Raw genomic sequence first — 13,294 nt, 5'->3', positions numbered from 1 at the left:
GCGATCGGATCAGCTCTCCTCAAAGCCCGACTGGTCGAACTTCAGTGTCTTCGCGTTCTCAGAAACGGTTCGAACACGGCTCTCGTTGAAGCCGCTGGAGTCGGTGGCCTCGATCTCGATCCGCACAGTCACGCTGGTGTTCTCGCCCGAACGAAGGTGTGCGAGCACCTCGTCGGCGACGTTCTTGAACTCCAGCGCGATCTTGTCGGAGTTGAGGGTCTTGACGCCGTAGAAGCGTGTCGGCCAGACGATGTCGACCTTCGGCGACGGGCTGGGGCCGGGCTGAGGAGTCGGCGTCGGGCCGGGTCCCGGCTCAACGTCGGGGCCGGGAGCCGGCGCCGGACCGGGCTCGTCCGAGCGCTGCTTCTGCGCAACGTCCGGCCGGACCAGGAGGACCGAGTCGGTCGCGACCGGCGCGCTCTCCTTGTCCTCGGGAGTCCAGAGTCCGATGTACCGACCAGCCGCCTCGTCGAAGCCAGCTGCGAGCGCGAAGGCGTCCGTCTGCCAGATCATCGGGAGGTCGAGAATGCCAGCGTCGAGGACCGACCTGTCGCGCAGGCGCGGCATGTAGGGGTACTGCGAGTAGAGCCCCCACAACGACCCCAGCGAGACGTGGCCGTCCTTCCAAATCTGCGGAACTTTGCCGATCGCGAGCCGGATCGTCGCCGCCGCCTGGCGGGTGGACAGGTCGCCGTCATTCCCGAGGCGCCGAGACACACGGTCCGCCAGCGAGTCTGACTGGCCCTCGACCTTGGTCTCCCTGATGAGGAACGGCGCGCCGGGATCCGGCTGGGCCGGCACGAGCGCCCACGTGAACGTCTGGAGCAGGCGCGACGTGACCGTCTGGTCGGCCTGCGTCGCCCGTTGCGACGCCTGGTTCTTCTGGTTCTGCGTGAGGTCGAGGTCCGCCTCGTTCGACAGGACGTGCTTCCAACCGAGGTAGTCGCGAGTTGCGTTGTCCAACTCTTCGAGACGAGCCTCGTCGGCGGCCAGATACACGAGCGCGTTCCTATGGGTTCGGTTCGAGCTTCCACGGTGCTCGGTGGCCTTGTGGGCGAAGTCCTTGGCCGCAGACTCTGCCCCGCGCTTGTGGGCGACCTTCGGATGCAGGACCACCAGGCGAGCCTCGTCGGTGTCGGGAATGTCGGCGTTCGACTCCGGGCAGACGTGGACACCGGCGAAGTCGCCACGCTTACGGCCCTGGTCCTGAAGCCGCCGAACGATTTCGGCCCAGACGTCCTCCTTGTGCAGACGCTCGGCCTGGTCCTTGGCGGTGCGGGTGATGTTGGGCTGGACGTCGTACCAATACTTGCCCGAGCCCGAGTAGAAGTACGTCGCGCGGTCGCCCAACTGGGTCAGCGCGGAGTGGAAGTTGCCGGGGACATCGCCCGGGATCGCAGTTCCGAGGAATACACGCTGCGTGCCGATGCCCTTGTGGACCGAGCCGGGAGCGATCGTCGGCGCAGCGCCGAAGAACACCGTGCGGGCGAGGCGCTTGGTCAGCGCACGCTGGCCGAAGAGCGGCTTCTCCTTGTCGATGCGGGCGGGCTCGGAGTTCGAGCCGTCAACGTCCGCGTCGATGATCGCCTTCCAGGAATCCTGAAGGTACTGCGTGAGCTCGGAGTTCACGTTCGACGTGGCCAGCGGGATCGACGCGGGCATGATCATCGGCGACTGGTCCTCGCCGGTCCACAGGGCGTGGATGACCGTGCTCATCAGACGGAGGACGCCTCGGGTCCGCTGGAAGCGCTCCAGCGACGACCACTCCTCGTAGAGCGTGTCGAAAAGCTCCGGATGAATCGGGTACGTCCGCTTGATCCGGTCCTCGTACGCACCGTCACGTGCCTCGCGAGGGAAGTCGTCAGAGAACTTGCGGTACATCTCCACGTACGCCCGAGCGGCCGCACCGATCGCTGCGAGCGCAGCGGCATCCGGCTGCTTGAACAGCCGCTGCTTGACGATGTGATACGCCTCGTCCGACGACGCTGGGCGCCACTGGTCCGCCACCCGGCGCACGACGTTCTGGAGGCGCTTGAGAGCCTCTAGGCCATTCTGGCCACCGACCTCTTCGGCGTTGCCTGCGACGATCTTGTCGTTGGCGTCCCCGGTCTCCGAGGCCGGGATCGAGATTGCGAGCAGGACGCCCTTGGTGCCCTTCGCGGCCTCGGTGAGCGACTGGGCGAACGTGAACTGGTCGTCGAACGTGCCGCCGGCCAGGTCGTCACGACCGACGAGCGACCGGGCATATGCCACCCACTCGTCAATCAGGATGACAGCGGGTGCGTACTTGGCGAGCAGCTCGTGGAGCGCGTCGCCCGGGTGAGTCCGATCGCGATCCGCCTTGGCGACCACGGCGTACGCCTCCGCACCGCCGAGCTGCCATGCCAGCTCGCCCCAGATCGTGTTGACGTGAGTGCCGTCGTCCTTAGTCACGCCGGACGGGCTGAAATGGTTACCGACGATGGCGACGCGGTTGACCTTCGTGGCCGCGTAGCCGTTGGCAGTCAGGAGCTCCTGGGTCTCCTGCGGGAAGCTCCCAACGGGGAGCCCCGCGGCGACGTGCCACAGCGAGAGCATCGAGTGGGTCTTGCCGCCACCGAAGTTGGTCTGGAGATTGATGACCGGCGAGGCGTTGTCATCGCCCGCGAGCCGCCGGACTGCACGGCCGATGAGATCGCGAAGGCCTTCGGTCAGGTAGGTACGCCGGAAGAACTCGACCGGGTCGGCATAGTCGGAGTCGACCTCTCCACCGGTCGCGACCTTGTAGAGGTCGGCCGCGAACTCCGAGGCGTGGAAGTTGCCCGTGGCGACGTCGTCGTGGGGCTGCAGGACCTCGCGCCAAGGCCGAAGGCCCGCGGCTTCCGGGTTGTCGACAACTGCCTTGAGAACCTTCTTGTCGTCCTTGTCGGCGGTAACACGGCGCAGGTTGAGCCGGATGCCGCGGACCTCGTCTGCTTCCCGGGCGGCGCCGATCAGCTTGAGGAGTCGTTCTCCGGTGTCGAGTGCCCGGTAGGCGTCGTCATCGGTGAAGGTCTTGTTATGTGCCCACTCGTTGCGCACCTCGCGAAGCTCGCTGGCAAAGGTCTCGCCGGTGCGGCCGATGGCCTGGTTGAAGGGGTACCAGCCCGGCTTGAACCCGGCGGTGATGTTGCCCTCGGTGAGGATCCGGAACTGCACCTGGGGGTCGAGCGCGTCGTAGGTCTTCGTCGATGGTGCGCCGTTCTTGCTGTCCTTCGCCTGCACGAGCTTGGTCCAGACGGCGCCGAGCGAGGGATCGCCCTGACCAACGACGGTCGAGATGAAGTCATCGAGTGCCGGCGCGAGGACCTGGAACATGCGGTCGATGCGGTCGCGGTTGCTCAGTGCCATGTCAGTCGTCTCCCTCGTCGAAGTCGAACGCACCCTGCTGCGCAGCAGGCTTCTTGACGCTCCGAGCGACTTCTAGGATCTCGGGCCAGGTCGTCACCAGGGTGTTGAAGCTAAGGGCATCCTTCGTCCACCCATTGCCCTCAGCAATGCGGAACAGCAGGTGCGCCAACTCCTTCATGAGGTCGGCATCCACAGCCCCATCAGGCCGTGTCAACGCGGCCTGAAGGAAGTCGCCCGCCGGCGCAATGCCATCGCGCTCCAGCACCTTGATCAGGTGGTGCAACGCTTCCCAGTTGCTGGTGTGCATGTCCTTAAGGACGTCGTAGTCCCAAGACAGGTCGGACGGTTTGATGAGCTGCACGTTGCCCGCACGGCTGGTGAGGATCTCGTCGCGATCCATCACGTCCACACTGGTGTTGCGAGCACGAGCGAGGTTGTCCGCGTCACCAAACTTACCGACGCCGTATCCGTGCTGTCGGTACCAGGCGATCGCGAAGCGTGACGTTGAATCGAAGTCACCCTCCTGCTCGTTCAGCACCTGGTCGAGGATCTCGTTGATTCGGAGGAGCGCGGCGCGGACACTCATGCGCTGCCCATCCGCTTCGAGCACGGATCCGTACCTGCTGAAGACGGCCATCCCCGGCCCGATGGCCGCCTGGGGCAGGTCGACAGGAGCAATCTGGCCCTGCTGGAGCCTCCGGAGCGCCTCCGGAAGTTCGGCTTCGAGATCCTCGATGAAACCGCGCCGGTCTGTGGTCGGGGCGTTTGAAGGACGCGGGCGAAGCGAGAGCACGATCGAAGACGCGAGGGCGTTCTTGTTATTACCGATCAGCCGAACGCTTGATTCGGTGCGCATCGGCCACGTCGAGGTGATCTCCCAACCCGATCCGATCATGCCCTCCAGCAACGTCTCCCAACCAGTGGATGCCTGGCCGGTCTCATCGGCATCGCTCTGCTTGAACGCGTAGTACACCGTGATCGGCCAATCGTCAGACGCCGACTGACGAGCATTCGCGAATACCTGCTGGAAGCCGGACTCGAAGAACTGCTGCGCACCCGCCTTGCTGCCATGGCGGTAGGGGTTGGCAACGAGTTCCTCGGCCTTCGGAACAAGAAGGGTTCCGAAGAGCTCGGGATAGACGGAACGCAACATCTTGCGCTGCCAGACATAGAAGAAGTCCGCCAGATCGGAGTATCCGATGTTGTCGTAGTAGGGCGGGTCGGTTGAGATCGCACCGGCCGCAGTATTCGTGGCCGCGTCAGCCTGTCGGACAACGCCCGACCGCGTCGCGGGCAGCCAGTCAATGACCTTCGCCACCCAAGTGAGCTGCCCCGAGTAGCCCCCTGACGACTCAGAGAACGGCATGACTTCGGCGTAGTCCCAGGACATCGGTATTGCTTGGCGACCAAAAACGTTTCTGAGCTTCTCACCCGTGTTGTGCCAGCTACAGATGGAGGACCAATAGTCAGCACACCGCGATACCGACAGCGCCAGATACGTGGCCACGGCAGCGGCATAAGCCGCCGATCCTCCATCAGCTTCCACGCGCTGTTTGGCGACCTCAACCAAGTCGCTGAACGCGCACAGCGCGGTCAACTGCCGGGGTGTGAACAGGTCAGAGAATTCGGTAAAGCCGTACGTTGGCGCCTTGAGGTCTCGCGGGTAGTAGCCCAGCGTTCCGTGGACGGATTCGGTCGGCTCATCGACCGCGGCCGCGTTCTCGTGATCGGGAGTCGGCGCGACGTAGTGTCGGCGCCGATTACCCTCGGCAACGGTGGCCATCAACTGGCTCCCGAGTCGCTTCGCCCGTCCCTCCTCACGTATGTAGGCAAGCGATGCTCCAGTCCCACAGGAGACGCACGTAGCACCCGTCCTCCCCACGGTGCCGTCGTCCGCCTCCGAAGGGCCACCCGTACGGCCTTGAATCACATCAAACTCGACGCGCAACCCCGACGGGGTTTCCGCAGATCCCATGATGCGGGGCGCCACGTACGCCTCTTTGCCTCGCTTCTTGCTCAGCCACCAGGACTTCACCAGCGGCAAGTCAATCCCGCACGCCGGGTTCGGACACTTGACGGTCCGTGCCCAGATCCACGCGATGACAGTCGCCTGTGAGCCATCGGCGAGGGTGGCCTTTGGGTAGTGCTTTCCGATCTGCTTCTCCGCCTGATCGCGCATCCATGTGCCGTATGCCCGCACATCCGCCGCGAGACCCTCGGCGCCTTTCCAGTTCCGTATCTGCGAGTCCGCCAGACCCGGAAAGACGGGAGCTTGATCACGGAACTTGGGCGGAATTTCAATCAAAGCTTTGTTGATAAGTACGGCGACCGGGTTGAGGTCGGAGGCCTCGGCCTCCAGACCGAGCCGCTGTGCTTCGAGGGGAATCGTTCCGCCACCGGCGAAGGGGTCGACGATCGATGGCGGACTGCCTCCGGTCGACTTGAGAATCTCGTCGCGGGCCTCATCCAGCAGCCTTTCGTCACGGATGTTCTCCCAGACCACGAGCCGCTCGATCAACCCATGGAGCCGATCCCGTTCCTTCCGCTGGAGCTCCTCGGTGGGGAACTCCGCGGGCCGAGCGCTAGGGTCGTCGACCAGTTGAGCAAAGATGACAGCGCGCGCGGCGGCCAACGGGCGTCGCGCCCACCAGAGGTGCAGCGTCGACGGGTGGCCATGCCTGATGGCCTTCTCCCGGGCAGATTCCCGGTTGATGGCTTCCAGCGGCAGAGCCACCTCGATCAGCTTGCGCTTGTGCACTAGTCCTCGACCCTTCACGCCCGAGACAGCGGGCGAACCTCACCGGCAATGCGGCGCGTGTTTGTGTGCTTGAACTTACCGTTGGGGCCCGACGCTTTGGGTGGAACGGGAGTGAATGGTGGGGCCCGCGGGCGTCAGAAGGGAGCTGTGCCCTTCGCCCAGGTCTTAGCCCAGTCGCCCCGGATGCCCGTCGCCTCGAAGTCGCCGAGGTCGGTCGTCGCGAAGGGATCCCCGAGGTAGCGGACCTCGTCGTATTGGGCACCCCGCTGATCGACCCGCACGAGCGCGAGTCGGTAGCGCGGCACAGCGTTCTTGCCGGTCATGACCTCGTTGTGGGTGACGAAGAAGTCCTTCGAGCCCTCGATCCGCGCCTTGACCTCGATCCGGTAGGTGTCGCCGTTGGCGTCGGTGGACAGGATGTCGAAGCCCTTGTTGTTGAACGCCTGCTCAACGGGCTTGCGGCCGAGTTCGCGCTCACGGGCGAGGACCAGGTCGACGCCGCGGCGCTCGACTGCCTTGGTCTCCTTCGCGTGGATCGGTGCGGTCGCCGGGATCTCGCCTTCCAGCATCGCGATGGGCAGCACCAGCGCCGCGGTGACGATGTGCGGCGGCTTCGTCGACATCAGCTGCTGCTGGTCGAGCAACGCGAGGCGCTTGCGGAGTCGTGAGTCGAGTTCTACGGCCTTGCGGTTGAGGCTGTCGGAGGACTCCTTCGGCTTCTCGCCCTTCTGTTCCTTCTCCGAAGCGACGGCGGCGTCGAGCAGGAGTCGTTCGCTCTCGGCGCTCAGGCGTTTCGTGACGAGGTCGCGCGCCTTGGTCAGTTCGTTCAGGCGCCGCGGCTGCACCTCGGCGAGGTACTCGGGCAGCTGGTTGGCGATGATCCAGCTCGTCGCCTTGTCCTCGGCGTCGCCCAGCCAGCCCAGCCGCCTTGCGGCGTCCGTTGCTGGACCCGCTGGTGCGGCGACGCAGTCCAGGTACGGCGCCGGCCCGGCGGGGCTGACTGTGCCGAAGCTGTCGACGTACGCGTATCCGAATCGTCGGGCCACGGATTCGCCGGTCGCGTCGGCGACCTCTTCGATGACGCCGACGAGGAGTTGTGGCTCTTCCAGCGTGGATGAAACAAGGACGGTGCCCTGATAGAGCGCCCCGCCGAAGTTGCGGATGGCTTCGCCCATGACCGCGTCGTGGAGCGGGTGCCCGGGTGCGAGCAGGTCCGCGCGGGTGAGGTCGTCGGGCTGGACGTGGCTGAGGTCGAAGGTGACGCGGTCGTACTTGGTAGCGATCGGGCCGGTGCCGGCCGAGCGGATGTGCTGGGGCACGTTGGCGATCTCGTAGCGCCCCTGTTCGCGCTTGACGATGCGTCCGCCGAGCTTGGTGAAGGCCGCCTTGAAGGCGAGCTCGATGTAGTGCGGCTGGAGGCGCCGCGCGCGGGCCTCGTCCATCGCGGCCCGGAGCGCGTGCAGGTCGGCATCGGCAAGGTGGTCAGACGCCAGAGCACGCTCGTCGAGCAGGTCCTTGAGTCCGTCGCCGACTGAGGCGTCGATAACCTCGTGCATCTTCGCCTTCACGTCGGCGCGCTCGCCGTACTGGATGGCGTCGAGGAGCAGGTTGCGCAGCGGAGTCTCAGTGAAGGCTTCACCGAGGACATCGAAGACCTTGCCGCCGTAGGTCTCACGCATCTGGTCGAGCTTCTCCAGCAGACGGGTGAACACCTCGCCCTCGCGCGTGTTGGAGGCGACGAGGTTCCAGAGGCGGCAGACCTCTTCCTGGCCGATGCGGTGGACGCGACCGAAACGCTGCTCGATGCGGTTGGGGTTCCACGGAAGGTCGTAGTTGACCATCAGGTGCGCGGCCTGGAGGTTGAGACCCTCACCGGCCGCATCGGTGGCCAGCAGGATCTGGCAGTCGCGGTTCTTGGTGAACTCCTCGGTGATCTGCCGACGCTCGGCTCGGCGTACTCCACCGTGGATGGCGCGAACCGCGTCCGGCTTGCCGAGAAGGGAGCCGATCTTGCCCTGGAGGTAGTCGAGGGTGTCGCGGTGCTCGGTGAAGATGATGAACTTCCGCGGCCAGCCGTTCGCGTCCGTCACCAGCGCGTTGTCCTGGAGGATGGTCGACAGTTCGGTCCACTTGCGGTCCGTGCCGGCCTCGCGCACCAACCGGGCAGTCTTGACGAGTTCCCCGAGCTCGATGAGTTCGGCGTTGAGCTCCTCGACGGTCTGGGCGGCCGTAGCGGCGTCGAGCAGTTCCTCTTCGGCCGCCTCGATCTCTTCGGCGTTGAACTCGTCGTCGTCGATCTCGCCCAGGTCGATGTCGGGTTCGACCTCGCGGTAGGTGCCGTTGAGGATCTCCTGCTTCTTGCGCTCCAGCCGCTCGGTGCGACGTACGAGGCTCTTGTAGATCGCCTCAGGGCTGGACGCGAGCCGGCGCTGGAGGACCGTGAGTGCGAAGCCAACGGTGTTCTTGCGCTTGCCCCCGATGCGCTCGGCGCGGTTCATCCCCTCGCGGACGTAGTGGGTGACGTCCTCGTAAAGGTCGTACTCCAGCGCGGTGAGCTCGTAGGGAACGGTTTCGGCGATGCGCTCGGGGAACAGCTTCTTGCCCTCGAAGGTCAGGAGGTCTTCCTTGACCATGCGGCGCATGATGCCGCTGACGTCGGCGCTCTTCTTCTGCTTGCCCTCGAAGCGGTCGCGGTCGAGCAGGGTGAGGAAGAGCTGGAAGTCCTCCTCCTTGCCCGAGTGCGGCGTGGCGGTCATCAGGAGCAGGTGGCGGGTGATCTGGCCGAGCATCTCGCCGAGCTGGAAGCGCTTGGTCTTGCGCAGTTCACCGCCGAAGTAGTGAGCGCCCATTCGGTGGGCCTCATCGACGATGATCAGGTCCCACTCGGTCTCCTTGAGCTGCGCCTGGAGCTGCTCGTTGCGAGAGAGCTGATCCATCCGCGCGATCAGCAGCGGGTTGGTCTCGAAGACGTTGAAGTTGACCTGGGCGTCGATCAGCTGGTTCGTGAGCAGATCGAACCGGAGGCCGAACTTGAAGAAGAGCTCGTCCTGCCACTGCTCGACCAATCCGCCCGGCGCGATGATCAGACACTGCTTCACGTCGTCGCGGAGCAGCAGTTCCTTGATGTAGAGGCCAGCCATGATCGTCTTGCCGGCGCCGGGGTCGTCGGCCAAGAGGAAGCGGAGTGGCGTGCGTGGCAGCAGCTCGCCGTACACGGCCCGGATCTGATGCGGCAGCGGCTGCACGTCGCTCGTGGCCACAGCGAGCATCGGGTCGAACAGCCCAGCAAGGGAGATCCGCTGCGCCTCGGCCACCAGCTTGAAGTCGCTGGCCGAAGCGTCGAACGCTCGGCTGCCGGTCTGGGCGATCGACAGCTTCTCCTGATCCTTGCGGAAGACGACCTGCTGTCCGAGCCCGCCCGAGGCGTTCTTGTAGGTCAGCTCGAGCGCGTCGGCGCCGTGCCACTGCGCGGCGATCACCGTGATGACCTCGGCAGGGATGAGTCCATCGATCCGCAGACCGGGCTTCAGCTCTTCAAGCTGCACGAATGACCTCCTGGTTGACAGCCTGCGGACGCTACTCGGCCCTACCGACAGTTTCGCTAACCCACCGTATTCGTCGGACGCTTCTCTTACGCTTGAGCCGCACAGCCAAGGAGACGGATGAATCGCGCCGAACGGCAGCAACTTGGCGCGGTCATCGACGAGGTCCGCGCCTGGCTCCATATTGCCCAAGAGGTCCGGCACCTCGCAGGACACCTGCCCATTTCGCCTCAAGGCGACCCGAGCGCCGAGCTTCCGCTCCTCGTCTCGCTGGGCCAGGTCGAGGCATCGGGCGACGTCGCGGCTGCCACTCAGCTCGCGAAGACCGTCTGGTTCGGCGGACGCAAGAAGCTGCAGCCCGCGCACGAGGCTGCGAGTCGGCTGTCAACTTTCCACAGTCAGGTCAAGGCGGCGCAGTCCGATAGCGCGTTGACCTCGTTCCGCGAACGGCTTGCAAGCAAGGCCGCCAAGGAGCGGAAACGTCTCCATGCCGTTCTCGCCGAGCTGGGAGATCTGCGCTCTGCGGCCGCGGACACGCTCACCGACGTCATTCACATGCCGGTCAGCCGCAGCGGCGTGCTCAGCGACTCCGAAGCCACTCCAATGCAGTCGATGATCCAACTCGTTGATCTACATGGCCCACATGCGCAGCAGCTCCTCGACCAAGGCTCCTGCGCTACGGGGAACTGCGACCGATCGCACTCCTCTGCTCGGCTACTTGTCGACGTGGAGCGTGAATCCGGGGCGGCGCGGACGGCAAAGGTGATCCGCTCGGCCAATGCACGGGTCAGGAAGCAGTTCAAGTCCGAGCAGGCTCAGGTCAAGAAGCTCGCGGAGCAGGTCGGCCGTTGGGACCTCCGAGCCCAGTCGATCCTGGTCGCTCGCTCGGAGGCCGAGAAGGTGGTAGCAACCCGAATCAAGAGTGCGCTGAGCCTTGGTGTTGACGCCAAGCTCGATGGCGGGGCGGTGAAGTTGGTTCCGCTCGTTGCAGAGGACGCCGTGCTTCTTCCGAGCTTGACGTTGCTTCGAGACTTCTCGCTCACTGCTTCCGACAAGTCGACATTGGGCGACACTCGGCAGGCGGCGGCACGGATCGAACCGCGTATCAATAGCGCATTCAACGCGCGATGGGAGTGCCGGCGCGATGGCAGTTGCGTCGCCCTGCACGACGAAACGCCGAAGCTGCTGGAGCAGGCCAAGGCCATTGAGGCACGTCTGACCGGTCTGGAGCCGCCCGGCGTCGGGGGTAAGCCGAACCTCGACCTCCTCGCTGATCCGTCGCTCAAGCTTGTTTCCGCTCTGCCTGCGAAGGCTTCGAACGTTGAGCTCGTCCATGCGCAGTTGGCCGCGCGCGCCAAAAGCGGAGTCGGTGCAGTTCTCAACGCCGCCAAGGCAGCGAAAGCGGCAGCCGCCGACGCGAAGTCAGCCGCCGAGCTGGTGCACGCCGCGGATGTCGCCCGAGCGTTGGCGGGTATGGACCTCGAGGTTCTCAAGAAGGCCACCCCGGACCGGGTTCGGGTGACTGCGCTGTCGAACGCCGGCCTGGACAACGTGTGGAAGGTCTACAAGTACGCCGAGTCCTCCTACTTGGAGGCGCTCCCGGGTCTCGGCGAGACCTCGGCGATCTCGATCGAGCAGGCAACGCGCCGACTCTTCGAAGCGGTGCGGGAGGAGACCCCTGTCCGGATCGACGTGAAGCGTAAAAACGGAGAGACCAAGAAGCTCCTTGAAGCATTGCGCCGCTGGCACGCCCTCCGCCAGTTCACTCCGAGCCGCGACGAGACCAGGCTTGCCGAAGCTCTGGCCAAGCTATTCAAGGCGAAGGGCACCTCGACCCACGTACTCGCATTCACCGCAGGCCCGACCGACGCGGGCCCACGGGTCGTCTCGACGTTGAGCTACGCACTGAACCGCAGCGCGGCGTCCGTAGGGACTGGCGACGTATGGAAGGACTTCTTGTCCCGCCCAGCCGATTACTTCGGCATGCTGACCGAGCTCGGCTTCGTGACTGAAGACGAGAAGAAGATGCACGGCGATCTCCCTGAGGAGATCATCGAGGCGGTCCGCGCCAAGGAGCTCAAGCGGGACTACCTCACCGCCTCACTCCGCACGTATCAGAGCTTCGGCGCTCGCTTCGCGCTCGTCCAGGAGAAGGTCGTCATTGGGGACGAGATGGGACTCGGCAAAACCGTTGAGGCCCTCGCGGTCTTCACCCATCTACGAGCCACCGGGCACTCCCACTTCCTCGTCGTCTGCCCGGCCGCCGTCGTCAGCAACTGGGTCAGAGAAACGGCCAAGCACACCAAGTTGAGTGCAACGCGGCTGCACGGGCCGCTCTGGGAACGCAACTACGCGGCCAAGTCATGGATTCGCAACGGCGGCGTTGCTGTCACGACCTACGACCTCTTGCCGTGGGCTCAAGAGCAACTGAACAAGGTCGATGTCGTCGCAGCAGTCTTCGATGAAGCGCACTACATCAAGAACCCGTTGGCCAAGCGATCGATCGCGGCAGCTGCGGTCATGGACTCGCTCAAGTACGTGATCTTGATGACCGGCACACCGCTGGAGAACAGCGTTCAAGAGTTCCGAAATCTCATCGGCTACATCAGGTCCGACCTGTCCGACTCTGCCCCCGAGTACCTCGCGTCACGGTTCCGTAGGCACGTCGCGCCGGCGTACCTGCGTCGCAATCAGGAGGACGTGCTCACGGAGCTCCCCGAGATGGTGGAGATCGACGAGTGGATGGGCATGTCGGATGCCGATGAGGCCGCCTACCGAGCCGCCGTACAGGACGGCAACTTCATGCTGATGCGGAGGGCAGCGATGCTCTCTGAGAGATCGCTCAAGGTCAGTCGGCTCCGAGAGATCGTCGGCGAGGCCGAGGCCAACGGGCGGCGCGTCATTGTTTTCTCCTACTTCCGAGATGTGCTGGATGAGGTCGCGCGCCTCCTCCCGGGGCATGTCTTCGGTCCCCTGACGGGCTCGATTGCTGCTCGCGACCGCCAAGCCTTGGTCGATCGCTTCTCGCAGGCGGGCCATGGGGCAGTGCTCGTCGCACAGATCACCGCCGGCGGCGTCGGCCTCAACATCCAATCCGCGTCCGTGGTGGTCATCTGCGAACCGCAGCTGAAGCCCACGATGGAGGCACAAGCCATCGCCCGCGCCCACCGCATGGGTCAGACGAACACGGTGCAGGTCCACCGCCTACTCACGGAGAACAGCGTGGACGAGCGCATCCGGGAGATCCTGGCGGACAAGAAGCAACTCTTTGACGAGTTCGCACGTGACAGCGTGATCGCCAAGCAAGCTCCGGACGCTGTTGACGTCACCGACGCAGAGCTCGCCCGCATCGTGATCGCCGCCGAGCGCGAGCGTCTATTCGGGCAGTCATAGACGATCGATCCAGGTGTCCTCCTCGCGGTCGTCCCAATGTGAGCTGGCACTCCGACCGGCCGAAGGCTGCTGACCGAGGCGGGACAACACCTGCAGACCCTCATCGTGAGAGAGCGCGCGCAACGACTCGACGGCGCGTCCAGCAGCGGACTCAATAGCCTGCTGCCGGTCAGCCATAGACGTCAGGCCACGGGCATCGAGCGCCCTGCGGAGAAGGTCCACCTGCCAGTCT

General features: G+C 64.9%; 4 protein-coding genes. 1 reads left to right on the top strand and 3 read right to left on the bottom strand.

Annotated features, from left to right (window positions below):
• Positions 1-9 precede the first annotated feature (9 nt).
• The 3 genes from M0M48_RS07490 to M0M48_RS07480 all read right to left on the bottom strand — a co-directional run bounded on the left by M0M48_RS07490 (position 10) and on the right by M0M48_RS07480 (position 9,873).
• Entirely contained in the window at positions 10-3,369 is a 3,360-nt protein-coding gene (locus tag M0M48_RS07490) for a Swt1 family HEPN domain-containing protein (RefSeq protein WP_257750656.1), read from the bottom strand.
• Position 3,370: 1 nt separating this feature from the next.
• Complete coding sequence (locus M0M48_RS07485) at positions 3,371-6,127, bottom strand: DUF1156 domain-containing protein (RefSeq protein ID WP_257750655.1); 2,757 nt, start codon at positions 6,125-6,127, stop codon at positions 3,371-3,373.
• 134 nt (positions 6,128-6,261) lie between these two features.
• Positions 6,262-9,873, bottom strand: coding sequence for a helicase-related protein (locus M0M48_RS07480; protein ID WP_257750654.1), 3,612 nt, complete (start codon positions 9,871-9,873; stop codon positions 6,262-6,264).
• Between M0M48_RS07480 and M0M48_RS07475 the strand changes: the two genes are divergently transcribed.
• Complete coding sequence (locus M0M48_RS07475; RefSeq protein ID WP_257750653.1) at positions 9,790-13,062, top strand: DEAD/DEAH box helicase; 3,273 nt, start codon at positions 9,790-9,792, stop codon at positions 13,060-13,062. The two genes, M0M48_RS07480 and M0M48_RS07475, sit on opposite strands and share 84 nt — an antisense overlap.
• Positions 13,063-13,294: the final 232 nt, after the last annotated feature.

Origin of the sequence: Pimelobacter simplex (assembly GCF_024662235.1) — a bacterium.
Taxonomy (GTDB): Bacteria; Actinomycetota; Actinomycetes; order Propionibacteriales; family Nocardioidaceae; genus Nocardioides.
This window is presented reverse-complemented; position numbering and strand designations above follow the sequence as displayed.

Coding starts and splice junctions, on each gene's coding strand:
- M0M48_RS07490 (WP_257750656.1), bottom strand. CDS start 3,369: ATGGCACTGAGCAACCGCGACCGCATCGACCGCATGTTCCAGGTCCTC.
- M0M48_RS07475 (WP_257750653.1), top strand. CDS start 9,790: ATGAATCGCGCCGAACGGCAGCAACTTGGCGCGGTCATCGACGAGGTC.